Origin of the sequence: Streptomyces sp. NPDC017225 (assembly GCF_044331465.1) — a bacterium.
Lineage (GTDB): Bacteria > Actinomycetota > Actinomycetes > Streptomycetales > Streptomycetaceae > Streptomyces.
This window is the reverse complement of record NZ_JBIRNE010000002.1, coordinates 28,919-53,089: the sequence shown is the minus strand read 5'-3', so window position 1 is coordinate 53,089 and position 24,171 is coordinate 28,919. Positions and strand designations below refer to the sequence as shown.

The window sequence follows — 24,171 nt, the reverse complement described above, 5'->3', positions numbered from 1 at the left end:
TGACATGTCCGCCCCCATCGCGTGTTTCACCGAACCGGGCCGCGTCCCGGCGGTTCGCCAAGTTCTCCGAGCCCAACCTATTCCCCCCGCCGCGCCCCCCTCACGCCGAGCAGGGGGGAGACGCCCGGACAACCGCCGGTAACCCGCCCGGAACTCGGCCTTTACCCCGAGATCTCGTGGCGTGACGCCCTATTTTGCGAAGTTCGCTCGTATTGGGGATGCCAGGTCACGGCGGACACGGAAAACAACCCTCTTATCGGTCTCCCCAACCAGCACATCGTGGGCTTAACTTATGTGCCATGACCTCCCCCCGCTCCACTTATGGCGGCGGCTATTACTCCGCCTCCTTCCCGGACACTCCGATCTACGACTCGCTCGTGGCCGAGCGGGGCACCCCGCAGATCGCCCCGATCCGGGTCCCCGCCGCGTACGACGTGCCGGGCAGCCACCTGCCCGCGCTTCCCTCGGCTCTGCCCGCCCTCCCGGCGGGCCCGTCCCAGCCCTCCTACGGCTACCCGCAGCAGGCACCGCAGCCCGCCCCGCTGCAGCAGGCCCCGGCCGCGTACATCCCGCACCAGGCCACCGCGCCGCGCGGATACCCCGGCCCCCAGCAGCCACAGCAGCCACGCCCGGCCGCGCCCGGTCCCGCGGGGTACGAGGCGATGCGCCCCGCGGCTCCCCGGCCGGCCCCCGCGCCGTACCAGGACCCGTACAACCAGCAGCAGTACCGCGGCTACTGAGCCGTCCCCGAGGGCGCCCGTGCCACCTGGCACGATGTCCTCATGGGGAACGCGCGACTGCAGTCGATTCACGTCCATCCGGTCAAGGCGTTCCGGAGCCTGTCGCTCCGGGAGGCCGTCGTGGAGCCCTGGGGGCTGACCGGAGACCGCCGCTGGATGCTGATCGACGACGGGGGAAAGGTCGTCACACAACGCCAGCAGCCGCGCCTCGCCCTTGCCGCCGCCGAGCTTCTGCCCGGCGGCGGCGTCCGGCTGTCCGCGCCCGGCCGGGAGCCGCTCACGGTGCCGGTCCCGCGCGCGGCGGGCACCGTCGTGGCGCAGATCTTCCGCGACAAGGTCGAGGTGCTCCCCGCCCGGGACGAGGCCGCGCATGCCTGGTGCAGCGCCTTCCTCGGGACGGACGTGCGGCTGGTGTACCTGGACGATCCCGCCACGAGCCGGCCCGTGGACCCGCGGTACGCGCTGCCGGGCGAGACCGTCTCCTTCGCCGACGGCTTTCCGCTGCTGCTCGTGACGACGGCCTCCCTCGACGCCCTCAACTCCCTGATCGCCGAGGGCGAGCACGCGGCCGAGGGCCCGCTGCCCATGGACCGCTTCCGGCCGAACGCGGTCGTCTCCGGCACCGTGCCGTGGGCCGAGGACGGGTGGTCCCGCATCGCCGTCGGCGAGGTCTCCTTCCGGGTCGTCAAGCCGTGCGGGCGATGCGTCGTGACGACCACCGACCAGGGCACCGCCGGGCGAGGCAGTGAGCCCCTGCACAGCCTCGGGCAGCACCGCCGCGTCGGCGGCAAGCTGGTCTTCGGGCAGAACCTGGTCCCGGTGGGCCGCGGCACGATCCGGGTCGGCGACCCGGTGCGGGTCGTCGAGTGACGGCCACTGCCCCCTTCCGAGAGCCCGCTGGGAGTCCGTTTCCCCTGCGGGGACCGGTCACGGGTAGCGGCCACGGGTAGCGGCCGGCGGGCGGGAACCCGGTTCCGGGCCCGCGCGTTGGGCTTCATGAGACGTTCATGAGAATCCGGCCGGGAGGCGCCACCGGCAGGTAGGCGGCGCGCCCTCCCGGACCGACCCGCGCGTGAACGGCTCGACCGGGGGGCACGGAGCGGGAAAGGGGCGGACGTCGTGCGGGCGATCACGGGGCTCTGGCGCTGGCGGCACAATCCGCTGTGCCGCACGACCGACCTGGCCGAGGCGTGGGTGGCGCTGGCCGGACTGCTGCTGATCCTGTCGGTGGCGCCGCCGGCCGGCGTGCTCGTGGGTGGCGCGGCACAGAACGCCCTGCGGCGGTCGGTGCGCGAACAGCACGAGACCCGGCACCGGGTGGCGGCCACCGTGATCCGTGCCCTGGAGCGCTCACAGCCGACGATCGACCCGGAGGGGCTGTCCGCCGGGGACCTGCGCAGCCGCGTCCTCGCCGCCCGGACGGCACCGGACGGCTCTCGGCACGAGGCCCCCGTCCTGGTGGGCGTCGACGATCCGCGCGCCGGAGACCGGTTCGCGATCTGGACCGACGCGCAGGGCCGGACGCTGGCCCGCCCGCTGGACTCCGCGACCGCGACGACGCACGCCGTGCTCGCCGGGGCCGGCGCCGCGGTGTCGGCCGCGGCCCTGATCGAGACCGCCCGGCGGATCGTCGTGTGGCGCATGGTGCGCCGGCGTCACGCCCGCCTGGAGCGGGAATGGGGCCGGGCGGGCCCGGACTGGGGCAGGACCGGCGCGGACAGTTGACGGGCTTCCGCCTCCGGTCAACTCACCACCTGCGCGCACGCTACGGTGGACCGGCCGAACCAAATCGGCGACAACCCGCGTACGACGAGGTGGGGGCACGGCAACGCCATGGCACAGGGCACGGTCCAGGTGACGCACACCGGCACCTCGCGGTGGCGGCGCCGCACAGGTGAGTACGCATCGCTCGCCGCCGCCCTGGAGGCCGCGGCCGACGGTGACGTCCTCACCGTCGCCCCCGGGACCTACCGGGAGAACCTCGTCGTCCAGCGGGCGGTGACCCTGCGCGGGCCCGAGGGCGCCCTGGGTTCCGTCCGGATCGCGCCCGTCGACGGCGTCCCGTTGACCGTGCGCGCCTCGGCGGTGGTCCAGGACCTGCACGTGGAGGGCCAGGACGCGGCGGCGCCCGCGGTACTCGTCGAGGAGGGCACGCCGGAACTGCTGGGGCTGCGGGTGGTCACGCGTTCCGCGTCCGGGATAGAGGTGCGCGGCAGCGCCCGTCCGACGGTGCGGCGTTGCAGCGTCGACAATCCGGCCGGTGTCGGCATCGCCGTCCTCGACGGCGGGGGCGGCGTCTTCGAGGAGTGCGAGGTCGTCTCCGCCGGTCAGGCGGGCGTCGCGGTGCGCTCCGGCGCGCACCCCCGGCTGGAGCGCTGCCGGGTCCACCACGCCGCGGGTTCCGGCCTGACGGCGACGGGCGAGGGATCCTCGCTGGAGGCCGTGGGCTGCGAGGTCTACGAGGTACGGGGCAGCGGCGTGCAGGTCACCGGCCGGGCCACCGCCCACATGACCGACTGCGACGTGCACCGCACCACCGGCGACGGCGTCACGCTCGACACGGAAGCGGTGCTCACGCTCGCCGACTGCCGCATCCACGAGATCCCGGAGAACGCGGTCGACCTGCGCTCCCGCTCCGTCCTCACCCTGACCCGCACCACCGTGCGGCAGTTCGGGCGCAACGGCCTGTCGGTGTGGGACCCGGGCACGCGCGTGGACGCCAACCAGTGCGAGATCTTCGACAGCACGGGCGACTACCCGGCGGTCTGGGTCAGTGACGGCGCGACCGCGGTGCTCGACTCCTGCCGGGTGCACGACGTGCCCGACGCGCTGTTCGTCCTCGACCGCGGATCGCGCGCGGACGTCGTCGACAGCGACCTCTCCCAGGTGCGCAACACGGCCGTGTCGGTGAGCGACGGCGCCACCGCGCAGCTCGACGACTGCCGCATCCGGGACGCCGCCACGGGCGCGTGGTTCCGCGACCACGGCAGCGGCGGCACCCTGAACAACTGCACCCTGGACGGCAACCGCACCGGCGTGATCGTCACCAAGGGCGCCGACCCCACCATCGAGCGCTGCACGGTCGACTCCCCCTCGGAGGCGGGGGTCTACGTGTCGGCCGGAGGCCGCGGCAGCTTCCTGAACTGCCGCGTGACCGGCAGCACCGGCTACGGCTTCCATGTGATCGACGGCTGCCGTACGACGCTGCGCAAGTGCCGTACGGAGCGGTGTGCGCGGGGCGGGTACGAGTTCGCGGACGGCGGACCGGACACGGCGTACGACTCCGGTCCGCTCGTCGAGGACTGCACCAGCGACGAGAGCGGCGGCCTGGCCCCGCCCGCCGCGCCGGAACCGGTCGTGCAGACGGTGAGCCACTCCCCCGGCCTGCTGGGCTCCATCCCCGGGCAGCGCAGCACCGAGCAGGAGCCCCTGATCGCGGGCGCCGGGCCGCCGGAGCCGACACGTACCTCGAAGGCCGTCCTCGGCGAACTGGACGCGCTGGTTGGCCTGGACAGCGTCAAGCGCGAGGTGCGGGCCCTGACCGACATGATCGAGGTGGGCCGGCGCCGGCGGCAGGCGGGGCTGAAGGCCGCGTCGGTCAAACGGCACCTGGTCTTCACCGGCTCCCCGGGCACCGGAAAGACGACGGTCGCCCGGCTGTACGGCGAGATACTCGCCTCCCTCGGCGTACTGGACAAGGGGCACCTCGTCGAGGTGTCCCGGGTCGATCTGGTCGGCGAGCACATCGGCTCCACGGCGATCCGCACCCAGGAGGCGTTCCAGCGGGCGCACGGCGGCGTGCTGTTCATCGACGAGGCATACGCGCTGTCCCCCGAGGACGCGGGCCGGGACTTCGGCAAGGAGGCCATCGACACGCTGGTGAAGCTGATGGAGGACCAGCGTGACGCGGTCGTGGTGATCGTCGCGGGGTACACGGCGGAGATGGAGCGTTTTCTGTCCGTCAACCCCGGGGTGGCGTCCCGGTTCTCACGGACCATCACCTTCGGCGACTACGGGCCCGAGGAGCTGCTGCGGATCGTGGAGCAGCAGGCCGACGAGCACGAGTACCGGCTGGCGCCGGGCGCGGCCGAGGCGCTGACGAAGTACTTCACGGCGATCCCGAAGGGCCCGGCCTTCGGCAACGGCCGTACCGCCCGCCAGACGTTCGAGGCGATGGTGGAGCGGCACGCGAGCCGGGTCGCCCAGGTGGCCGACCCCAGCACGGACGACCTGACCCTCCTCTACGCCGAGGACCTTCCGGAGCTGCCGTAGCGGGGCCTGCCGGGGCCGCCGCGGGCGACGACCCCGGCAGGCCTCAGCGGTCCCGGGCTCCACCGTCCGCCGGGGGGACGACGGGCGCCGGGGGGACGACGGGCGCCGGCCGGCCGTCGTGGCGCGGCGCCGGTACATCCGGGCGCAACCGGGCCAGCAGGCGCTGCCGTTCCTCGGCGAAGGCCGGATCGGCCTGGTAGTCGGAGTGGCCGAGGATCGGCGCGGGCAGCGGGTGGAGTTCGGTGCGGCCGTAGGTGAGCGGGTCCTTGAGGGGCGCGCGGTCCACCGCCGGACCCGAGTCGCCGGGCAGCCGCATCGGGCCGCCGATGGGGTCGGTACGCCGGTAGAGGTTGCGCCAGCAGTCGACCTCCTCGTGCAGCGAGCCGAGCGCGTCCGGTCCGAAGTGGGCCGGGAACCAGCGGCCGTACAGCCGCTCCAGCGGTGAGCCGTACGTGAGCAGCGCGACCCGTTTGCGGGCGGACGGCTCCAGTTGCCAGGCCGCGGAGGCGGCGAGGACGCTGCCCTGCGAGTGCCCGGAGATGACCAGCCGCCCGCCGGTGGCCCGGGTCCAGGTCGCCATCCGCCAGGTGAGGTCGGGCACCGCGCGCTCGGCGTAACAGGGCGGTGCGAAGGGGTGGGCGGCGCGCGGCCAGAAGGTGCCGACGTCCCACAGGATGCCGATGGTGCGCCGGGCGGAGGCGTCCTTGTAGGCGCGCCTGCCCCAGGTGACGAACAGTATGAAACCGAGGCCGATGAGCCAGGAGCCCAGCGCCTGCGCGGTCTGCGCGGCGCCGTGCACGACGGCGTACGTGCCGCGCGCGGCCTCGCCGGGCACCCGGTCGGTCGTCAGGGCGCCCACCAGGGCTCCGGCACCGAGCAGCAGGGTGACGGCGGAGGTGATGGCGACGAGGAGGGGGGCCCGGTCGGTGAGGGTGGCCAGGGCGCGGGTGAGGGCGATGCGCCGGGTGCGTCCCGGGTCCCCGGCCTCCCCGGGGTGGTCGCCCTCCACGGCGTCCCGTTCGGCGCGGGCGAGGCGCCAGGTGTGCCGGACGAGCGCGGCGCACAGCAGCAGTACGACGACGAGCAGCGGTGGGATGACGGACGCCTGCCAGGTCAGCAGGACGGGCGGGCCGTCGATGGAGGTGCCGGTGCCGTCCAGCCAGTCCGACACCCGCTGGGAGACGCCGCCGGACATCACGCCGCCCAGGGCGCAGGCCAGCATGGCGACGGCGGGGCCGCCGAGGCCGCGCATCGCGACGCGGGCGTCGGGGAGGCTGCGGTGGAGGACGTGGGCGACCACGGCGAGGGCGATGACCAGCAGTCCCTGCACCAGGGTGATGCCGCCGAACGTCATGTCCCCCGGCAGCCGCCCGGCCGACGTCCACTCCGGGCGGGCCCAGCCTCCGTACAGCAGAGCGAGGACGAGAAGGGCGAGGGCGGCGAGCGGCAGGCGTCGTACGAGGTGCTCGTCGAGTTCCCGGTCGAGACGGTTCTCGCTGCGGCCCCGGCGGCAGACCACCGCCACCACGGCGACCGCCCCGGCGGCCAGCGCCGTCTCCAGGGCCCAGCCCAGCGTGTCGAGCGGCGCGGGTCCCCCCGCCCGGCGGTCGAAGCGGGCCGCCGGCGCGCCGACCGCCGCGGCGACCGTCAGCAGGGCCGCGGCGGTGTGCGCGGCGCGCAGCCGGGCCACCAGGCGGCGCCCGTACCAGAACCCGGGCCGGCCCAGGGCGGTACGGCCGGGGCCCTCCTCGGGGCCGGACTCGCGGTCCACCGGCGGCTGGGACTCGTACGCCCGCCAGGTGCGCAGCGACAGGTACCACAGCAGGCCGGTGAGCGCGGCGGGCACCGCGGCCGCGAGGGCGAGCCTGCGGCCCGGCGTGCTCCACCAGCCGCCTTCCGACATCTGTGGCGACAGGAAGCCCAGCCAGGAGTGCCGCTCGGCGCACGCGTGCGTGCCCGCGCACTGCCACGCCACGAGGTCGAGGGCGACCTCGCAGGCCGCGGCGACCAGCAGCACCGTCAGGGTCAGGCCCGCGAGCCGCACCAGCAGCCCGTACAGGCGGACCGTCCGGGGCCGGCCCTGGGCGGTGGGCCGCATCCAGTGGGCGAGGTTGACCACCATGAAGGGCAGAAGCAGCAGCCACAGGGCGCGGGTGCCGTTGCCGGAGGTGAGGTTGCACCAGACGTAGGCCTCGGGCACCGGTCGTCCCCGGTAGTCCTCCGGCCGGGACTCGGCGTCGGCGTCCTCGGCGCGCCGGAAGACGGCCGCGATGTGGTCGCCGGTGACCCGCACGGTCCGCGGGTCGTCCAGCATCTCGGCGGGTGTCGTGCCGCCCACTCCGTGCACCAGGAGTTCCAGGGCGGTGCCGGTCCTTCCCTCTCCCCCGCCCTGCCCGTCCACCCCGTCTCTCCCGTTCGTCCCGTCTGTCCCGTCTGTCCCGTCGCGCGGTCCGGGGGCGTGCTGCCCGCCCGTCCCGGCCGGTTCCTGCGCCTGTTCCACTGTCCGCACTCCCCCGTGACGCGCCGTCGGCTCTGTCCGTGCGGGCACAAGGATCTCCGCTGAGTGGGCTGCGCACACCCCTCGGCACGGAATCTCCCCGAACCGTCTGCCAGGTGACGCCGGAAGGGGACGGGAGGGACTTGTGCGCGGCTGACAGTCGGTGGCGCGGCCCCGGGCGTGGCGTGCGAGGATGGGACGTCCGCGCACAGGAGTGGGGAGTAGCCCTCATCAGAGCGAGTGCGTCGGCGTGTCGGGCGGTTGTGCGGCGAAAGGACCGAAGCGTACGTGAGTGAGAATCCGAACCTCCTCGCGGAGCAGCGTCGCGCCCTGATCCTCGACGAGGTGCGCCGCCGGGGCGGAGTCCGGGTCAACGAGCTGACCCGCAAGCTCGGTGTGTCGGACATGACGGTCCGCCGCGACCTCGACGCGCTGGCCCGGCAGGGCGTGCTGGAGAAGGTGCACGGCGGCGCGGTCCCGGTGGTCGAGGCGAGTACGCACGAGCCGGGGTTCGAGGCGAAGTCGGGTCTGGAGCCGACCGCCAAGGAGGACATCGCGCGGGCCGCGGCGGAACTGGTCGCGCCGGGCGCCGCGATCGCCCTGTCGGGTGGTACCACCACGTACGCGCTGGCGCACCGGCTGCTGGACGTGCCGGATCTGACGGTGGTCACCAACTCGGTGCGGGTCGCCGACGTGTTCCACGTCGCGCAGCGCACCTCGGGTGCGCGGCAGGGTGCGGCGACGGTGGTACTCACGGGTGGTGTGCGCACTCCCTCCGACTCCCTGGTGGGCCCGGTCGCCGACCAGGCGATCGCCACACTCCACTTCGACGTGCTGTTCCTCGGTGTGCACGGGATATCGGCCGAGGCAGGCCTGTCGACCCCGAATCTCGCGGAGGCCGAGACCAACCGGCGGCTGGTGCAGTCGGCGCGGCGTGTCGTGGTGGTCGCCGACCACACCAAGTGGGGTGTCGTGGGCCTGAGTTCCTTCGCGGCGCTGGAGCGGGTGGACACGCTGGTGACCGACGCGGGTCTGCCGGCGGACGCCCGCACGGAGATCGCGGAGCACCTGGGACTGGTCGTGGCGGGCGAGCCGGAGACGACCGGCTGACCTCGGCGGATGCCGGTTCCCGTCCGTGGTCCCGCTGACACCCGGCGCGACCCCGGCTATCGTGACGCCTCCCGGACGACCGTCCGCATGCGTGGTTTCGCTCAAGGGGGTTGTGCGCATGGCGCACCGTCTGCGTCCGGTGGGTCCCGACTTCGTCGAGACGGCGCCGGTACGTCTGGTCTTCGCGCGGGAGATCTCCGCCGCTCCGGGTCCGGTCTTCCGCGCGCTCGCCGAGGACGTGCCGGGCTGGACCACCTGGTTCTCGGCGGTGACCTTCGCCCGGCCCATCGGTGAGGGAGCGGGGCGGGAGATCCGGCTCAGGGGCGGTACGCGCTTCGTGGAGACGGTGCTGGCGGCCGAGCGGCCCGAGGTGTACGCGTATCGCGTGGACGTGACCAACGCGCCCGGCGCCCGGGCCATGGCCGAGGAGTGGCGGCTGGCGCCCGCCGGGGCCGGCACGCGCGTGCAGTGGACGTTCGCCGCGGACGGTACGGTGCCGTTCCGTTTCGTGATGAACCGCGCGCGTCCGGGTCTGGGGCGGGCCTTCCGGGACGCGGTCACCTCGCTGGACCGGCGGCTCGCCCGCCCGTAGGCGCGTGGACCGGCGCGGCCCGCTCGCGTGGTCCTCGGTCAGCCGGGCCAGGTGCCCGTGTGCAGCAGGGACTCGATCGCCGCCGTGTACGGGCCGATGTCGAGGCCCTGTTCGGCGAGCCAGGTGTCCGAGTAGTACTTGTCGAGGTACCGGTCCCCCGGATCGCACAGCAGCGTCACCACGCTGCCCCGGCGCCCCTCGGCCACCATCTCGGCGACGATCTTCAGCGCGCTCCACAGTCCGGTGCCCGTGGAGCCGCCCGCCTTGCGGCCGATGGCCTGTTCCAGGGCCCGGACGGCCGCCACGCTCGCCGCGTCCGGCACCTTCATCATGCGGTCGATCGCGCCGGGCACGAAGCTCGGTTCCATACGCGGCCTGCCGATGCCCTCGATCCGGGAACCGCGGTCGCAGGCGACGTCCGGATCGCCGGTGGTCCAGCCCTCGAAGAAACAGGAGTTCTCCGGGTCGGCTACGCAGACGCGGGTGTCGTGCTGCATGTAGTGCACATAGCGCGCGAGGGTCGCCGAGGTGCCGCCGGTGCCGGCCGTGGCGACGATCCACGCCGGTTCGGGAAACCTCTCCAGCCGCAGCTGCCGGAAGATCGACTCGGCGATGTTGTTGTTGCCGCGCCAGTCCGTGGCGCGCTCGGCGTAGGTGAACTGGTCCATGTAGTGGCCGCCGGTCTCGGCCGCGAGGCGGGCGGATTCCTCGTACATCCGGCGGGAGTCGTCCACGAAGTGGCACCGGCCGCCGTGGAACTCGATCAGGCGGATCTTCTCCGCGCTGGTCGTGCGCGGCATGACGGCGATGAAGGGCACACCGATCAGCTTCGCGAAGTACGCCTCGGAGACGGCCGTCGAGCCGCTGGACGCCTCGATCACCGGGCGGTCCGGCCGGATCCAGCCGTTGCACAGGCCGTAGAGGAACAGCGAGCGGGCGAGGCGGTGTTTGAGGCTGCCGGTGGGGTGGGTCGACTCGTCCTTGAGATACAGGTCGATACCCCACCGCTCGGGCAGCGGGAAGAGGAGCAGGTGGGTGTCGGCCGAGCGGTTGGCGTCCGCCTGGACCTTGCGTACGGCTTCTTTCAGCCATGCGCGGTAGGCGGTGTCGCTGTGATCGACGTCGAGGGTGGCGCCGGTGCGGGACTGCTGGGGGGTGCTCACGACGGGGCTCCTTAGGCTGCGCGCCGACGGCGCGTCGCGCGGCCGACACCTCGATCATAAGCACGTTCCACACGCTCCTCACCTGCATAAACACACCTTTGAGCGGCTCAAAGGCACCCCTGGGGGCCGGCCCCCGGCCCGGTGGGGGCGCATTCGCGCGAGTGCTCCGGTCGCCGCCGGAAAGGAGCGGCGCGTACTGGTGCTCGGCGCGCGGTGCGGGCAGACTGCCAGCGGGCGGGACCGGTTCCCGCCGCGGGCGCACACTGGAGCACGAAACGAGCCGGTACCGGGCGCACCCATGGGCACGGTCCGGCAACCGACGCGCACGAGGGGGCGACGGCATGGCGGAGCCGGAGTTCAGGGCGACGGGGGTGCGGATAGGCAAGCGACTGCGCTCGCTCACCCGGGCCGGCACGGTCCGGATCAGCGGTGGCAGGGTGGAGTTGCTCACCAGCTACGGCAGTGAGATCGACAGCGCGCCGGTGCAGGCGGTGCGCGCCTCGCGTCCCTGGTTCGCCCCTCAGGACCGGGCCCTCGCCGACCTCAACGGCAAGCGGTACCTGCTGACGCTCGGCGAGCGGGACCCCGCGCCGGGCGAGCCGGGTCCGCCCGCGGCCCGCCGTTTCATCGAGGCGGTACACAGGGCTGCCGGGCATCGCGTCTGAGATGTCCGTAAGTTGCGGTGCCTCACCCCTTGCGTCACGCTGGTCTCACGTCACTCTGGGTTTACCGGCGATAACGCTGCGAACCAGCCCGCCGGCCAAGACAGCGGGCGGCGATGCGCCGCGTGCGCCCTGCTGGATCCGAACTCCGTGTTCTTCCGGACCTCTATGTCGGGGAGTCGCAGCCGTGATCAGTCACCCAAGCAGACACTGCACGGTGGAGCTCCAAGCCCTGCCGTCGCGGATCGGCCAGGTCCGCAGAATCGTATCTGCGCAATTGCGCTACTGGCATATGGATCCCCTGATCGACCGGGCCGCGCTCGGCGTGACGGAGTTGTTGACCAACGTCCACCTGCATGCCCGGCCCGACAAGACGTGCACCGTGGAGATAGAGCTGATCCTGGACCGGCTCACCGTCTCCGTGCGCGACCATGATCCGCGTCTGCCCGTGGTGGACGACGCCGAGCCGCTCGCGACCTGCGGGCGCGGGCTCTCCATGGTGGCCGCGATGAGCGAGAGCTGGGGCGTCCGGCCGGACGGCGAGTCCGGCAAGGTCGTCTGGTTCACGCTCCCGACGGCCGTCTCCGTGGCGCCGCCCGCCGCGTCACCCGTCGCCGCGCGCCCACCGCGGCGCCTGGTCGGTGAGGTGCCGGCCGCCGCGTTCGCGGAGGTCGAGCACACGGCGGACCTGGGCAGGTCCCAACCCGCTCCCGCCCGGTCGGCCGTTGCCGGCTGACCGGGCGGTGACCGTTCGCTGCCGCGGGCCGTGCGGGGACGTTCGTGGCCACCGCCGCTCCGTGGGCGGGCCCGGCGGCGCCGGGCGCCCCCGCGGCCGCCGTGAGGCGGAGGGGCCCGGCGGTACGCCGCTCCGGCTCGCCGGCCGGTCGTGAGCCGGGGAGCGGCGGTGGCGCGGTCCGCCGGTTGTGCGACCAGTTGCGTGCGCCCGTTGCGTGCGCCGGTTGTGCGCACCGGCGACAGCCGGGTGCGGGCGGCAGCCCGCTTGTCCGTTTTCGCCGGCTCAGGTGGTCCCGGACGTCCGGCACAGGCTGCGGTGTCGCCACCGCCGTTACCCTTCACGGCTTCGACGACCGCAGCCGGAGCCCGGGGACGGTCGTCGCGGTCATGCCGCACCTCCCTTGCCCGTCCGGCCTTGCCCGTCCGGCCGAACTTCTCGTCCAGCACGGACAGTCGGCGCAGTAACCTTCCTCGTCGATCTCGCCGGAGGCGAACCGGTGGCCGAGTACGGCGCCGGTGTGCGTACCTCGCGGGGAGTACGCGGTCCGCCCGACTCCGCGTCCCCCGGCCACCGGGCACGCGAGGACTGGCTAGGTTCGGTCCATGCTGAGAATCGGTATCCCTGTCATCGGCGTCACGGACCTGCCCCGCGCGGTGGCGTTCTGGACGGCTGCTCTGGATCTGGTCGCCACCGAGGAGTGGGCGAGCGAGACGTGGCGGACGCTCGATCACGCCGACGGTTCCGGGCGGGCCCTCGGCCTGCTGCGCAGTGAGTCACCGGCCGAGCCACGGCCCCGGCTCCACCTGGACCTGTTCACGGACACGGCGGAGGAGCAGCGGGCGGAGGTGCGGCGGCTGACCGGTCTCGGCGCGCGGACCGTCGACTGGGACCTGTACCCGCCCGACCCCGACTTCGTCGTCCTCGCCGACCCGGACGGCAACGTCTTCTGCGTCGTCGACCTCAGTCACGCCCCGAGCGGCGGCGCCCGGCCGGCCCCCTGAGCCGACGGCGCCGTTCCGGCCGGACACGGGCGTCTACGCCAGCGCGCCCAGCGGATCGTCCAGCACCGGCTGCCAGGCCAGTTCGGCCGCGCCGACCAGGCTGTTGTGGTCCAGGCCGCACGGCAGGATGGGCACGCCGCCGCTCTGGCCCCACAGGCTTCGGCCGGCGACGACCGCGCGCAGACGCCCGGGGTCGGCGTCGAGGAGTTCCCGGTGGAGTCCGCCGAGGATGATGCGGTCGGGGTTGAGGATGTTCACCAGGCCGGCGAGGCCCAGGCCGAGACGGTCGATGAGGGTCTCGGTGGCGGCGCGGACGGCCGGGTCGGCGTACTGGTCACGGATCAGGTCCTTGGACCGCTGGAGCAGGGACACCTCGGGTCCGGGCTCACGGCCTGCCGCCGTGAGGAACGCCAGCGGGTCGGTCTCCACGTCCAGGCAGCCGTGGCCCCCGCAGTGGCAGGGGCGGCCCTCGGGGTTGACGGTGAGGTGGCCGACCTCCAGGGCGAGCCCCGAACTGCCCATGTGCAGACGGCCGTCGAGGACCAGCGCGCCACCGACCCCGCGGTGGCCGGTGGCCACGCAGAGCAGATCGCGGGCTCCGCGCCCGGCCCCGTGCCGGTGCTCGGCGAGCGCGGCGAGGTTGACGTCGTTCGCGGCGAACGCGGGGCCGCCGATCCCGGCGGCACGCACCTGCTCGGCGAAGATCCGCCGCACGGGCGCGCCGGCCGGCCAGGCCAGGTGGAGCGGGTTCAGGGCCAGGCCGTTCGGTTCCGCCACGGCGGAGGGTACGGCGAGGCCCGCGCCGACGCAGCGGCGCCCGGTCTCCCTCAACAGTTCCGCTCCCGCCTCGACGACGGAGCCGAGCACCTTCGCCGGATCGGCGTCGACGACCTCGCGGCCGGGCGCGGTGGCGACGATCCGGCCGCCGAGGCCGACCAGGGCGGCCCGGAACCCGTCGGCGTGGACCTGGGCGGCGAGGGCGACGGGCCCGTCCTCGGCGACCGCGAGGCGGTGCGAGGGACGGCCCTGGGAGCCGGCCGCCGCGGCGGGACGGGCGTCGACCCGGATCAGGCCGAGCGCCTCCAGTTCGGCGGCGACCGCGCCGGCCGTGGCCCGGGTCACGCCGAGTTCGGCGGTGAGGACGGCCCGGGTGGGAGCGCGTCCGGTGTGCACGAGCTCCAACGCGGGTCCGAGCGCGCCGCGCCCCCGGTCCAGCCGCGCCCTCGAGGTGGTTCCTTCCCCCGCCGCCCGGGGGTCCGCCTTGCCGCTCATGAGGGGGAGTCTCCCATGATCCGCGAGGGGCGGGGAGCCTGGATGCCGCTGACCCGGAGCGTGATGTTCAGCCGCCCGGTGAGCCCCAACTCGGGCGGCGCGGTGCCCGCGTACACCCGGGGCACCCCGTGGTACGCGAGCCGGGACGGCCCGCCGAAGACGAACAGGTCGCCGCTGCGCAGCCCGACGTCGGTGCAGGGGCGGGTCCGGGCCCTGGGGTTGCCGAAGCGGAAGACGCAGGTGTCGCCGAGGCTGAGGGACACCACGGGCGCGTCGGACTTCTCGTCGGCGTCACGGTGCATGCCCATGCGGGCGTCGGAGTCGTAGAAGTTGATCAGTGCGACGTCGTACGGCTCCTCCGCCACCGCGTCGGCGCCGAGCGCGTCGGTCACCGCCCGGCGGGCCAGGTCGCCGAGCCGGTCCGGGAAGGGCTTCACGGGGGTGCCGTCGCCGTCGACGACGGTGCGGGCGTAGGCGTACGGGTACCAGTGCCACCCGAGGCACACCTGCCGGGCGGTCATCGTGCCGCCGCCGGGGGTGCGGACCGTGCGCAGTCCGGCCGGCGGCCGGGCCCACTCCCGGCAGGCGTGCAGCAGCTCGCGCTGCCGTTCAGGGTCCAGCCAGTCCGGCACGTGGACGGCGCCGGGCGCGACCTCGGCACGGGTCCTGGGGAACAGCTCGGCGTCCATGCCGTACATCCTGCCCGGGTCCTTCCTCACTCCGCCGGCACGGCCTGAGCTGCCGCTCGGCTAGCCTGGACGCACGATGAACGACCGCAGCGACCGTATGAAGACGCCCTGGGGCGAGCATGTGCCGGCCCGCTTCCCCGAGGACCCGCGCGACCGGCTCCGTGCCTGGGACGCCTCCGACGAATATCTGCTCGGGCACCTCGCGGAGCGGGAGGTCCCGCTGTCCGGCACGGTCGTGGTCGTCGGCGACCGCTGGGGTGCGCTGGTGACGGCGCTGGCGGCGCACCGGCCGGTGCAGATCACCGACTCGCACCTCGCACGGGAGGCGACCCGCGCCAACCTGGAGCGCAGCGGCGTCGATCCGGGCTCCGTGCGCCTGCTCACCACGCAGGACCCGCCACCGGACCGCGTCGACGTGCTGCTGGTGCGGGTCCCCAAGAGCCTGGCACTGCTGGAGGACCAGCTGCTGCGGCTGGCGCCCGCGCTGCACGAGGGCACGGTCGTCGTCGGCACGGGGATGGTCAAGGAGATCCACACCTCGACGCTCAGGCTGTTCGAGCGGATCGTCGGGCCGACCCGGACGTCGCTGGCCGAGAAGAAGGCCCGGCTCGTCTTCGCCACGCCCGACCTCTCGCTGAGGCGGCCCGCCAACCCCTGGCCGCTCGCCTACCGGCTCCCCGACGACGCCGGGCCGCTCGCCGGCCGGACCGTCGTCAACCACGCCGGTGTGTTCTGCGCCGACCGGCTCGACATCGGCACCCGCTTCTTCCTCCAGCACCTGCCGGACGCCGTCGGCTCCCGGCGGGTGGTGGACCTCGGCTGCGGCAATGGTGTGGTCGGTACGGCGGTGGCGCTGGCCGACCCCGCGGCCGAGGTGCTGTTCACCGACGAGTCCTTCCAGGCCGTCGCCTCGGCCGAGGCGACGTACCAGGCGAACGGGGCGGTGGGGCAGGCGGAGTTCCGGGTCGGTGACGGGCTGGCCGGGGTGCCGGACGGCAGCGTCGACCTGGTACTCAACAACCCGCCGTTCCACTCCCATCAGGCGACGACCGACGCCACGGCGTGGCGGATGTTCACCGGGGCGCGGCGGGTGCTGCGCCCCGGCGGTGAGCTGTGGGTGGTCGGCAACCGGCACCTGGGCTACCACGTCAAGCTGCGGCGCCTGTTCGGCAACAGTCACCTGGTGGCGAGTGACCGGAAGTTCGTGGTGCTGAAGGCCGTCAGGAAGTAGTCCGGGCGACCACCTGGATGATCGCCGCCACCGTCCGCGCCATGGCCTCCCTTCCCGCGGTGAGGTAGCCGCGCGAGTCGGCCGCTTCGGGTCGGGCTGCGAGGAACTCCCTGATCGCGCCGGTCATGGCGAGATTGAGCGCGGTGCCGACGTTGACCTTGCGGATGCCTCCCTCGACGGCCGCGGCGAGTTCCCCGTCCGGGACTCCGGAGGAGCCGTGCAGCACGAGCGGCACGTCCAGCGCGCCCGAGACCGCCTTGAGCAGGTCGTGGTCGAGGGCGGCGGTGCGCGTGGTCATGGCGTGGGAGCTGCCGACCGCGACGGCCAGGGCGTCCACGCCGGAGTCGGCGACGAAGGCGCGCGCCTCGGCGGGGTCGGTACGGGCCCCGGGTGCGTGGGCGTCGAGCGGCGGTGCGCCGTTCTTGCCGCCGACCTCCCCCAACTCGGCCTCGATCCACAGGCCCCGGGCGTGTGCCCAGTCGGCGGCGGCCCGGGTCGCGGCGAGGTTCTCCGTGTACGGCAGCCGGGAGGCGTCGTACATCACGGAGCTGAATCCGGCGTCCGGGGCCTGGCGCAGCAGGCCGTCGCTCTGGACGTGGTCGAGGTGCAGGGCGACGGGTACGGCGGCGCCCTCGGCCGCGGCGACGGCCGCGCGGGCCAGGGGCAGCAGCCGGCCGTAGCGGTACTTCACGGCGTTCTCGCTGACCTGGAGGACGACGGGCGTGTGCACGGACTCGGCGCCGGCGACGACGGCCTCGATGTGCTCCAGGGTGATGATGTTGAAGGCGGCGACGGCGGAGCGCGCGGCCGCGGCGCGGCCGACCAGGTCGCCGGTGGTGGCGAGGGGCACGGTCTCTCCCTTCCCGGGAGTCGGAGCGCGGGTGTCGGGGCAGGTGTCCCGAAGCCGGCGTCAGGGGGCGAGGATCACCGAGCGGGTGAGATGGCGGGGCCGGTCCGGGTCGAGGCCGCGGGCGGCTGCGACGGCGACCGCGAGGCGCTGGGCGCGGACCAGCTCGGCGAGTGGGTCGAGCTGCCCGGGCACCCACAGTGCGCCGGTGTCGCGGACCTGGCCGGCCAGCCCCTCGGGCGCCTGGCCGAACATCCAGGTCGCCGTTCCCGCGGTGCTGATGCTGATGGGGCCGTGTCGGTACTCCATGGCCGGGTAGGCCTCGGTCCAGGACAGGGAGGCTTCTCGCATCTTCAGGCCGGCCTCGTTGGCGAGGCCGACGGTCCAGCCCTGGCCGAGGAAGGTGAACTGGGTGCGCTCGACGAGCCCTTCGGGCAGCTCTGCCGCGAGCGCGGTGCGCGCGTCCGCGACGACCGCGTCGGTGTGCAGGCCCAGGTGGGCGCGGAGCAGGGTGAGGGCGGTGGTCGCGAACCGGGTCTGCACGACCGACCGTTCGTCCGCGAAGTCGAGGACCACCACGTCGTCCGCGGTGGTCATCACGGGCGTGTCCGGGTCCGCGGTGAGCGCGACGGTACGGGCGCGCCCCTTCAACTCCGTGAGCAGTTCCAGTACTTCGGTGGTGGTCCCGGAGCGGGTGAGGGCGACGACCCGGTCGTACGCGCGACCGAGCGGGAATTCGGAGGCGGCGAACGCGTCCGTCTCGCCCTGGCCCGCGCCCTCGCGCAGCGCCGCCGCGGACTGGGCCATGAAGTACGAGGTGCCGCAGCCGACGATCGCCACCCGCTCCCCCGGTGCGGGTAGCGCCGCCGTATGGCGTGCCGCCTGGGCGGCGGCGCGTGTCCAGCACTCGGGCTGGGTGTTGAGCTCGTCCTCGACATACGTCATGCCGCACACTCCCCGATCACTGCCCCATGATCATCCGGGCTTCGGTCTGATTGTTCCTGCAAGATATAGCGAGATTTCGAGCACAATCAAGCACATCAACAAGAAGAGTGGGGTGCGCTAGGGTCGGCGGAAGATCGAGGAACGGAGGCGCGGATGTCGCGCGACGCCCGCTGGAAGGCGCTGCTGGAGCTGCTCGTCGAGCGTGGCCGGCTGGACGTCGAGGAGGCGGCGACCGAGCTGGAGGTCTCGGCCGCGACGATCCGCCGTGACTTCGACCGGCTCGCCGAGCAGCAGATGCTCGTGCGCACGCGCGGAGGCGCCGTCGTGCACGGGGTGTCGTACGAGCTGCCGCTGCGCTACAAGACAGCCCGCCGCGCCTCGGAGAAACAGCGCGTCGCGCAGGCGGTCGCCGCCCTGCTGGCGCCCGGCGAGGCGGTCGGACTGACGGGGGGCACGACCACCACAGAGGTGGCACGCGCCCTGGCCGTCCGCGCCGACCTGGCCTCCGGCACCCCCGCGCTGACCGTGGTCACCAACGCGCTCAACATCGCGAACGAGCTGGCCGTCCGGCCGCAGTTCAAGATCGTGGTGACCGGCGGGGTGGCCCGGGCGCAGTCGTACGAGCTGATCGGGCCGCTCGCGGACGGGGTACTGGGGCAGGTGACCCTGGATGTCGCGGTACTGGGCGTCGTCGCCTTCGACGTCGCGCACGGCGCCGCGGCCCACGACGAGGCGGAGGCGGCCATCAACCGGCTGCTGTGCGAGCGCGCCGAGCGCGTGGTCGTGGCCGCCGACTCCAGCAAGCTGGGCCGGCGGGCGTTCGCCCGGATCTGTGCGGCCGAGTCGGTGGACACGCTGGTCACTGACGGCGCGGCGGACTTGGAGCTGGTCCGGCGGTTCGAGGACGCCGGGGTCCGGGTCGTCATGGCCTGAGCGGTCGGCCGGCATCCGTGACCGCGCGCTGGCCCGGCCGGCAGTAGACCTGGCTGAACAGCGGACCTGGCCGGCAGCAGATCTGGCCGGCAGCAGGCCTGGTCCCGGTGGACCCGCCCGTCAGTGGCCGTGGCCGTCGGTGTGCCCCGTGGTGGCCGTCGGCGCGGATTCCTCCCCGCCGGGCGCCGAACCGGCCCGTACGGTGAACGCCGCGGTGTGGACCTCGCCCCGGTGCCGGAAGTCCAGGAAGAGGCGGTAGCTGCCGTCGCTGGGCGCGGTGGCCGTGAAGGAGACCTCCGGGCCGGGCTTCGTGGTGCCGTCGCCGGGTTCGCCGTTCGGGTGGACGTGGAGGTAGGCGAGGTCGCCGGAGCGCAGCGCGACCAGGTGACCGTAGGCACCGAGGTAGGGCTGGAGGTCGTTGACGGGTTCCCCGCCCCGGGAGACCTTCAGCTCCAGCTCGCTCGCCCTGCCGGGGCGCAGGGAGCCGGCGAGTGTGACCTCGTAGCCGTCGGTCCGGGCGGTGCTGTTCGGGGCCGGCGGTGGGGCGGGGTCGTAGCGGCCGGAGGCGGCGAGGTCGGCGCCGAGGGTGAGGTTCTCCGCGCCCTTCTTCGCCGGGGTGAAGTCGGCGAAGACGCGGTAGCCGCCCGCGCGGGGCAGGTCGACGGGGGTGCTCCAGGTGCCGTCGGCGGCGCGGGTGGGGTGCAGGTGGCGGTAGGTGACCAGGTCGCGTGAGGCCAGGATGAGGTGGAGTTCCTTGTCGTGCTCGCGCTGGTACGCGGTGACGGCCTCGCCGCCGCCGTCGCGGACGGTGAAGCGCAGCTCGGTGCGCTGACCGGCGGTGACGCGCGGGGTGGCGAGGTCGAGGGTGTAGCCGTTCTCGGAGATCCGCGGTCCGCCGGGCGGGGTGGCCTCGTGCCCGTCGTGGCCGCCGCCGCCCACACCCCCCTCCGGTCGCGATGCCGGCCCGCCGTGCTCGTCGTGGGGTGCGGGCGCGCGCTCCGCGACGACCGGATCCACCCCCTTGCCGACGCCGTAGGCGGTGCCGAAGGTGGCTGCCAGTGCGGCGGTGAACGCGGTGATCCTCAGTCCGGTCTGCATGATCGCCATCTCCCTGGAACCTGGGGCCCCGACTCGTGCGGAGGCCTCTTCACGCACCTCACCATACCCCTGGGGGGTAGGCAGTCAAGAGATGCGAGGGAGTTGCGTTCTGTACCCCCCAGGGGTATACATGGACTCGACAGGGGTACCCCGCCCCCGTATTCGACAGCCCGCCCCGAGACTCCGGAGGAAGCCATGACCTCGACCGTCAGGACTCCCGTCACCCCGCCCGTCACCACCACCTACGCCGTGTCCGGGATGAGCTGCGGTCACTGCGAGGCGACACTCACCCGGGTGATCGGTGAGGTGGACGGTGTCACCGGAGTCGAGGTCCGGGTGGACACCGGCCGCGTCACCGTCACCGGCACCGCCGAACCGGACGACGCCGCGATCGCCGAGGTCGTCGACGAGGCCGGCTACGAGCTGACCGGCCGCGCCTGACCCGGCCGCGGCCGGCCGATCCGCACTCCCCCGCCACACCGCCGGGACCCGCGCGCCGGGTCCCGGCCGACGACCCCGCCCAGGAGTAGTCATGACCACCAGCACGACCAACGCACCGGCCGAGGTAGAACTCGCCATCGGCGGCATGACCTGCGCCTCGTGCGCCGCCCGGATCGAGAAGAAGCTCAACCGGATGGACGGGGTCACCGCCACCGTCAACTACGCGACGGAGAAGGCCAAGGTCCACTACGCCGGTGACGTGTCCGTCCCGGAGCTGATCGCCACGGTCGAGGCGACCGGTTACACCGCCCGTGAACCGGAGCCGGCGCGTGCCGAGCCCGCGCCCGGCACGGAGCACGCGGAACCCGCCGACGAACTGCGCCCGCTGCGGGAGCGGCTGGTCACGGCCGTGGTGCTGGCCGTCCCGGTCATCGCGATGGCGATGGTGCCGGCGCTGCAGTTCGAGTACTGGCAGTGGCTGTCGCTGACCCTGGCGGCGCCCGTGGTGACCTACGCCGCCTGGCCCTTCCACAGGGCCGCCTTCACCAACGCCCGGCACGGTGCGGCCACCATGGACACGCTGATCTCGGTCGGTACGTCGGCCGCGTTCCTGTGGTCGCTGTGGGCGCTGTTCTTCGGCACCGCGGGCATGCCCGGCATGACGCATCCCTTCGAACTGACCATCGCCCGCAGTGACGGCGCCGGGAACATCTACCTGGAGGCCGCCGCCGGGGTGACCGCCTTCATCCTGGCCGGGCGCTACTTCGAGGCCCGCTCCAAGCGCAAGGCCGGCGCCGCGCTGCGGGCCCTGCTGGAGCTGGGCGCCAAGGACGTCACCGTACTGGGCACGGACGGCGGTGAACGCACCGTCTCGACCGACGAGTTGGCGGTGGGTGACCGTTTCCTGGTCCGCCCCGGCGAGAAGATCGCCACCGACGGCAAGGTCGTCGAGGGCACCTCCGCGGTGGACGCCTCCATGCTCACCGGCGAGTCCGTCCCCGTCGAGGTCGGCGTGGGCGACGCGGTCACCGGCGCCACCCTGAACGCGGGCGGCCGGCTCGTGGTGGAGGCGACCCGGGTCGGCGCGGACACACAGCTGGCACGGATGGCGAAGCTGGTGGAGGACGCGCAGAACGGCAAGGCCGCCGCCCAGCGGCTCGCCGACCGCATCTCCGGTGTCTTCGTCCCCGTCGTCATCGCCCTCGCGCTGGCCACCCTCGGCTTCTGGATCGGCAACGGTGCCGGGCTGACGGCCGCGTTCACCGCCGCCGTGGCCGTCCTGATCATCGCCTGCCCCTGCGCACTGGGCCTGGCCACGCCGACCGCGCTGATGGTCGGCACCGGGCGCGGCGCCCAGCTCGGCATCCTCATCAAGGGCCCCGAGGTCCTGGAGTCCACCCGCGAGGTCGACACCATCGTCCTCGACAAGACCGGCACCGTCACCACCGGCCGCATGACCCTGCTCGCCGTCCACACCGCCGACGGCACCGACGAGGGCGACGTACTGCGCCTCGCGGGCGCGCTGGAGCACTCCTCGGAACACCCGATCGCCCAGGCGGTGGCCGCCGGGGCAGCCGACCGCGTGGGCACCCTGCCTGTGCCCGAGGACTTCGCCAACATCCCCGGTCTCGGTGTGCAGGGCGTCGTCGACGGCCACGCCGTTCTGGTCGGCCGGGAGAAGCTCCTCGCCGAGTGGGCCATGGAGCTGCCCGTCGGACTGGCGCGGGCCAAGGCCGACTCCGAGGCGGCGGGCCGCACAGCGATCGCCGTCGCCTGGGACGGCGAGGCCAGGGCGGTCCTGGAAGTCGCCGACGCCGTCAAGGAGACCAGCGCCGAAGCCATCACCCGGCTGCGTGCCCTGGGCCTGACCCCGATCCTCCTCACCGGCGACAACCGGGCCGTCGCCGAGGCGGTGGCCGCGGAGGTCGGCATCGACGCCGAGCACGTGATCGCCGAGGTCATGCCCGAGGACAAGGTCGACGTCGTCCGGCGCCTCCAGAGCGAGGGACGCTCGGTCGCCATGGTCGGCGACGGGGTCAACGACGCCGCCGCCCTCGCCCAGGCCGACCTGGGGCTGGCCATGGGCACCGGCACCGACGCCGCCATCGAGGCCGGCGACCTCACCCTCGTCCGCGGCGACCTGCGCGCCGCCGCAGACGCCATCCGCCTGGCCCGCAAGACGCTCGGCACCATCAAGTCCAACCTCTTCTGGGCCTTCGCCTACAACATCGCCGCCCTGCCACTCGCCGCCGCGGGACTCCTCAACCCGATGATCGCCGGAGCGGCCATGGCCTTCTCCTCCGTCTTCGTCGTCGGCAACTCCCTGCGACTGCGCCGCTTCAAGACCGCCGTGAGCTGACCCGCCACCGCCCCGTGGCCCGACACCACCCCGGTGCACCGACAGCCACCCCGGTGAGCCGACAACCACCCCGATGACCCGACGCCACACCCCGTGAGCCGCCGTCCGACCCCGCACGGGCCGGCCGGCGGCTCACCGGTGTCTTCCCGGCCGCTTGTGACGAGACGGGAGACGGGAGACGGGACCCGTGTCGCCCTACGGGTGAGTGGGTCGTCCAGGGGACGACGCCCGCACCGTCCCCCGTCCGGGCCCCGCCGGCGCGCGGTGCGCCCGGAGACGGACCAGGCTGGTGCGGCGGCGGTTCACGCACGGTACGCCCAGTCACCACGCGCGGGCACGCCCACGGGTCGCGCGCCGCACACCGACGGGGGCACGGTGCCCTCGGACGTCGCCCGGCCCATCGCCCGCCGAGCAGGAGCCCCATGACCGAACCGACCGACGCCGACGGGGACACCAGCGGCCCGCTGCCACCGGACCACGGCCCGGCGCGTTCGCGCGGACGGGCCCTCAGCGCCGTACTCGGTGATCTGCGTGCCGTGGACGGCGCGCTGTACGCGGCGGTGGCCGCCACGTCCACGCCCACGCTCGACCGGGCGCTGCGCCGGCTGTCCCACGCCGCCGACCACTCGAAGATCTCGCTCGGGATCGCCGCCGCGCTCGCGGTGAGCGGCGCGCGGCCCCGCCGGGCGGCTTTCGCCGGGTTGGGTGCGCTCGCCGTGGCGTCGGTTTCCTCGAACCTGCTGGGCAAGCGGCTGGTACGCCGGGCACGGCCGGACCGGGAGGCGGCGCGGGTGACGGTGGACCGGTATGTGCCCATGCCCGCGTCGGCGTCGTTCCCGTCCGGGCACACGGCCTCGGCGGTCGCGTTCGCCACGGCGGTCGGCGTGGTCCTGCCCGCGGCCGCCGTCCCGCTCGGCGCGCTGGCGAGCGCCGTCGGCTACTCCCGGGTCCACACCGGCGTGCACTACCCCGGGGACGTGGCCGCCGGTGCCGTCCTGGGCATCGCCAGTGCGGCCGCCGCACTGGCGGCGGCGGCCGCTCCGGTGCCGGGCCTGCGGTCGGTCTACTCGGCGGCGCCGTCCGCGCCCGGGTAGACGGACGTGGCGCGGACCGTCAGCCGAAGGCCCTCACTGCCTGGTAGTACGTCCACGCCGTGCTGTTGCAGGCGGCCTTGGTGGCGCTGCCGTAGCGGGCGCAGACTCGTTTGAGGTCCTCGTAGAAGGCGCTGTCGAGGCGGGACTTGTTGGCGCTGAAGGAGCCCGCGTCCTTGTAGTTGCGGTACCCGAAGTCGTGCCGTGCGCAGGAGGTGCTGAACGGGAAGCCGAACGGGTTGTCCGGCGAGGAGGAGCAGTAGTCGGTGGTCCAGTCGAACCCGTAGGCGGCCCAGGCGGACTGGTTGGACCGCGCGGCGGTCCAGGCGTTGTGGCTCGACGCGCTGGTCTGGGTCCAGTTCGCCAGGACCTGCGGTTTGTCGGCGGGGGCGGCGTCGGCGGTCGCCGCGGTGGCGACGACGGTGGTCACGGCCAGAGCCGAGGCGGCGAGTCCGGTGGCGAGTCTGCGGTGCATTCCACACCTCCACGAGG

At 73.8% G+C, this 24,171-nt stretch carries 22 protein-coding genes; 14 read left to right on the top strand and 8 right to left on the bottom strand.

What is annotated here, in order from left to right; genetic code table 11:
- The first annotated feature begins 299 nt into the window (after positions 1 to 299).
- The 4 genes from ACH4NX_RS03855 (at position 300) to ACH4NX_RS03840 (ending at position 5,012) form a co-directional block, all read left to right on the top strand.
- Positions 300 to 740 carry a DUF6643 family protein gene (locus ACH4NX_RS03855; protein WP_351397776.1) on the top strand — a complete coding sequence of 147 codons (441 nt, stop codon included), beginning with the start codon at positions 300 to 302 and terminating at the stop codon, positions 738 to 740.
- A gap of 42 nt (positions 741 to 782) precedes the next feature.
- Positions 783 to 1,610, top strand: a complete 828-nt coding sequence (locus ACH4NX_RS03850; protein WP_351397773.1) for an MOSC N-terminal beta barrel domain-containing protein — start codon at positions 783 to 785, stop codon at positions 1,608 to 1,610.
- Positions 1,611 to 1,859: 249 nt separating this feature from the next.
- The gene (locus tag ACH4NX_RS03845) at positions 1,860 to 2,465 is read left to right on the top strand and encodes a hypothetical protein (RefSeq protein WP_351397770.1); all 606 of its coding nucleotides are present in this window, start codon (positions 1,860 to 1,862) and stop codon (positions 2,463 to 2,465) included.
- Positions 2,466 to 2,573: 108 nt separating this feature from the next.
- Positions 2,574 to 5,012, top strand: a complete 2,439-nt coding sequence (locus ACH4NX_RS03840) for a right-handed parallel beta-helix repeat-containing protein (protein ID WP_398129947.1) — start codon at positions 2,574 to 2,576, stop codon at positions 5,010 to 5,012.
- A gap of 43 nt (positions 5,013 to 5,055) precedes the next feature.
- On the opposite strand, the gene ACH4NX_RS03835 is transcribed toward ACH4NX_RS03840, so the two are convergent.
- A complete protein-coding gene (locus ACH4NX_RS03835; protein ID WP_398129948.1) occupies positions 5,056 to 7,512 on the bottom strand; it encodes a hypothetical protein in 2,457 nt (818 codons plus the stop codon).
- A 285-nt stretch (positions 7,513 to 7,797) separates the two neighbouring features.
- On the opposite strand from ACH4NX_RS03835, the gene ACH4NX_RS03830 reads away from it, so the two are divergent.
- Positions 7,798 to 8,619, top strand: a complete 822-nt coding sequence (locus ACH4NX_RS03830; RefSeq protein ID WP_351397764.1) for a DeoR/GlpR family DNA-binding transcription regulator — start codon at positions 7,798 to 7,800, stop codon at positions 8,617 to 8,619.
- Between the two features lie 118 nt (positions 8,620 to 8,737).
- Positions 8,738 to 9,211, top strand: coding sequence for an SRPBCC family protein (locus ACH4NX_RS03825; protein WP_351397761.1), 474 nt, complete (start codon positions 8,738 to 8,740; stop codon positions 9,209 to 9,211).
- A gap of 38 nt (positions 9,212 to 9,249) precedes the next feature.
- Here ACH4NX_RS03825 and ACH4NX_RS03820 read toward each other — a convergent pair whose 3' ends face one another.
- Positions 9,250 to 10,374, bottom strand: coding sequence for a PLP-dependent cysteine synthase family protein (locus ACH4NX_RS03820; protein WP_351397758.1), 1,125 nt, complete (start codon positions 10,372 to 10,374; stop codon positions 9,250 to 9,252).
- A gap of 341 nt (positions 10,375 to 10,715) precedes the next feature.
- Here ACH4NX_RS03820 and ACH4NX_RS03815 point away from each other — a divergent pair, with 341 nt between their 5' ends.
- The 3 genes from ACH4NX_RS03815 to ACH4NX_RS03805 all read left to right on the top strand — a co-directional run bounded on the left by ACH4NX_RS03815 (position 10,716) and on the right by ACH4NX_RS03805 (position 12,773).
- A complete protein-coding gene (locus tag ACH4NX_RS03815) occupies positions 10,716 to 11,039 on the top strand; it encodes a hypothetical protein (RefSeq protein WP_351397755.1) in 324 nt (107 codons plus the stop codon).
- A gap of 184 nt (positions 11,040 to 11,223) precedes the next feature.
- Positions 11,224 to 11,772, top strand: a complete 549-nt coding sequence (locus ACH4NX_RS03810; protein ID WP_351397752.1) for an ATP-binding protein — start codon at positions 11,224 to 11,226, stop codon at positions 11,770 to 11,772.
- Between the two features lie 602 nt (positions 11,773 to 12,374).
- The gene (locus ACH4NX_RS03805) at positions 12,375 to 12,773 is read left to right on the top strand and encodes a VOC family protein (RefSeq protein ID WP_398129949.1); all 399 of its coding nucleotides are present in this window, start codon (positions 12,375 to 12,377) and stop codon (positions 12,771 to 12,773) included.
- Positions 12,774 to 12,806: 33 nt separating this feature from the next.
- Here ACH4NX_RS03805 and ACH4NX_RS03800 read toward each other — a convergent pair whose 3' ends face one another.
- Positions 12,807 to 14,045 carry an ROK family protein gene (locus ACH4NX_RS03800; protein WP_351397746.1) on the bottom strand — a complete coding sequence of 413 codons (1,239 nt, stop codon included), beginning with the start codon at positions 14,043 to 14,045 and terminating at the stop codon, positions 12,807 to 12,809.
- Positions 14,042 to 14,734: an alpha-ketoglutarate-dependent dioxygenase AlkB family protein gene (locus tag ACH4NX_RS03795; RefSeq protein ID WP_398129950.1), complete on the bottom strand. Its 693-nt coding sequence runs from the start codon at positions 14,732 to 14,734 to the stop codon at positions 14,042 to 14,044. The genes ACH4NX_RS03800 and ACH4NX_RS03795 overlap by 4 nt, the downstream gene beginning before the upstream one ends.
- A gap of 97 nt (positions 14,735 to 14,831) precedes the next feature.
- Here ACH4NX_RS03795 and ACH4NX_RS03790 point away from each other — a divergent pair, with 97 nt between their 5' ends.
- Positions 14,832 to 15,965 carry a methyltransferase gene (locus tag ACH4NX_RS03790; RefSeq protein WP_351397928.1) on the top strand — a complete coding sequence of 378 codons (1,134 nt, stop codon included), beginning with the start codon at positions 14,832 to 14,834 and terminating at the stop codon, positions 15,963 to 15,965.
- Here ACH4NX_RS03790 and ACH4NX_RS03785 read toward each other — a convergent pair.
- Both ACH4NX_RS03785 and ACH4NX_RS03780 read right to left on the bottom strand, forming a co-directional pair.
- Complete coding sequence (locus tag ACH4NX_RS03785; RefSeq protein WP_398129951.1) at positions 15,955 to 16,815, bottom strand: ketose-bisphosphate aldolase; 861 nt, start codon at positions 16,813 to 16,815, stop codon at positions 15,955 to 15,957. The two genes, ACH4NX_RS03790 and ACH4NX_RS03785, sit on opposite strands and share 11 nt — an antisense overlap.
- A 60-nt stretch (positions 16,816 to 16,875) precedes the next feature.
- On the bottom strand, positions 16,876 to 17,757 hold the full coding sequence (locus ACH4NX_RS03780) for an SIS domain-containing protein (protein WP_398129952.1): 882 nt from the start codon (positions 17,755 to 17,757) through the stop codon (positions 16,876 to 16,878).
- A gap of 153 nt (positions 17,758 to 17,910) precedes the next feature.
- Here ACH4NX_RS03780 and ACH4NX_RS03775 point away from each other — a divergent pair, with 153 nt between their 5' ends.
- Positions 17,911 to 18,690 carry a DeoR/GlpR family DNA-binding transcription regulator gene (locus tag ACH4NX_RS03775; RefSeq protein ID WP_351397734.1) on the top strand — a complete coding sequence of 260 codons (780 nt, stop codon included), beginning with the start codon at positions 17,911 to 17,913 and terminating at the stop codon, positions 18,688 to 18,690.
- 120 nt (positions 18,691 to 18,810) lie between these two features.
- Here ACH4NX_RS03775 and ACH4NX_RS03770 read toward each other — a convergent pair whose 3' ends face one another.
- The gene (locus ACH4NX_RS03770) at positions 18,811 to 19,788 is read right to left on the bottom strand and encodes a hypothetical protein (protein ID WP_398129953.1); all 978 of its coding nucleotides are present in this window, start codon (positions 19,786 to 19,788) and stop codon (positions 18,811 to 18,813) included.
- Between the two features lie 195 nt (positions 19,789 to 19,983).
- On the opposite strand from ACH4NX_RS03770, the gene ACH4NX_RS03765 reads away from it, so the two are divergent.
- The 3 genes from ACH4NX_RS03765 to ACH4NX_RS03755 all read left to right on the top strand — a co-directional run bounded on the left by ACH4NX_RS03765 (position 19,984) and on the right by ACH4NX_RS03755 (position 23,682).
- Positions 19,984 to 20,229: a heavy-metal-associated domain-containing protein gene (locus tag ACH4NX_RS03765; RefSeq protein ID WP_398129954.1), complete on the top strand. Its 246-nt coding sequence runs from the start codon at positions 19,984 to 19,986 to the stop codon at positions 20,227 to 20,229.
- A 91-nt stretch (positions 20,230 to 20,320) separates the two neighbouring features.
- Positions 20,321 to 22,588 (top strand): heavy metal translocating P-type ATPase, encoded by a 2,268-nt coding sequence (locus ACH4NX_RS03760; RefSeq protein WP_398129955.1) that lies wholly within the window; start codon positions 20,321 to 20,323, stop codon positions 22,586 to 22,588.
- A 422-nt stretch (positions 22,589 to 23,010) separates the two neighbouring features.
- Positions 23,011 to 23,682 (top strand): phosphatase PAP2 family protein, encoded by a 672-nt coding sequence (locus ACH4NX_RS03755; RefSeq protein ID WP_351397722.1) that lies wholly within the window; start codon positions 23,011 to 23,013, stop codon positions 23,680 to 23,682.
- Positions 23,683 to 23,701: 19 nt separating this feature from the next.
- On the opposite strand, the gene ACH4NX_RS03750 is transcribed toward ACH4NX_RS03755, so the two are convergent.
- Positions 23,702 to 24,154, bottom strand: a complete 453-nt coding sequence (locus ACH4NX_RS03750) for a phospholipase (RefSeq protein WP_345595682.1) — start codon at positions 24,152 to 24,154, stop codon at positions 23,702 to 23,704.
- Positions 24,155 to 24,171 lie beyond the last annotated feature (17 nt).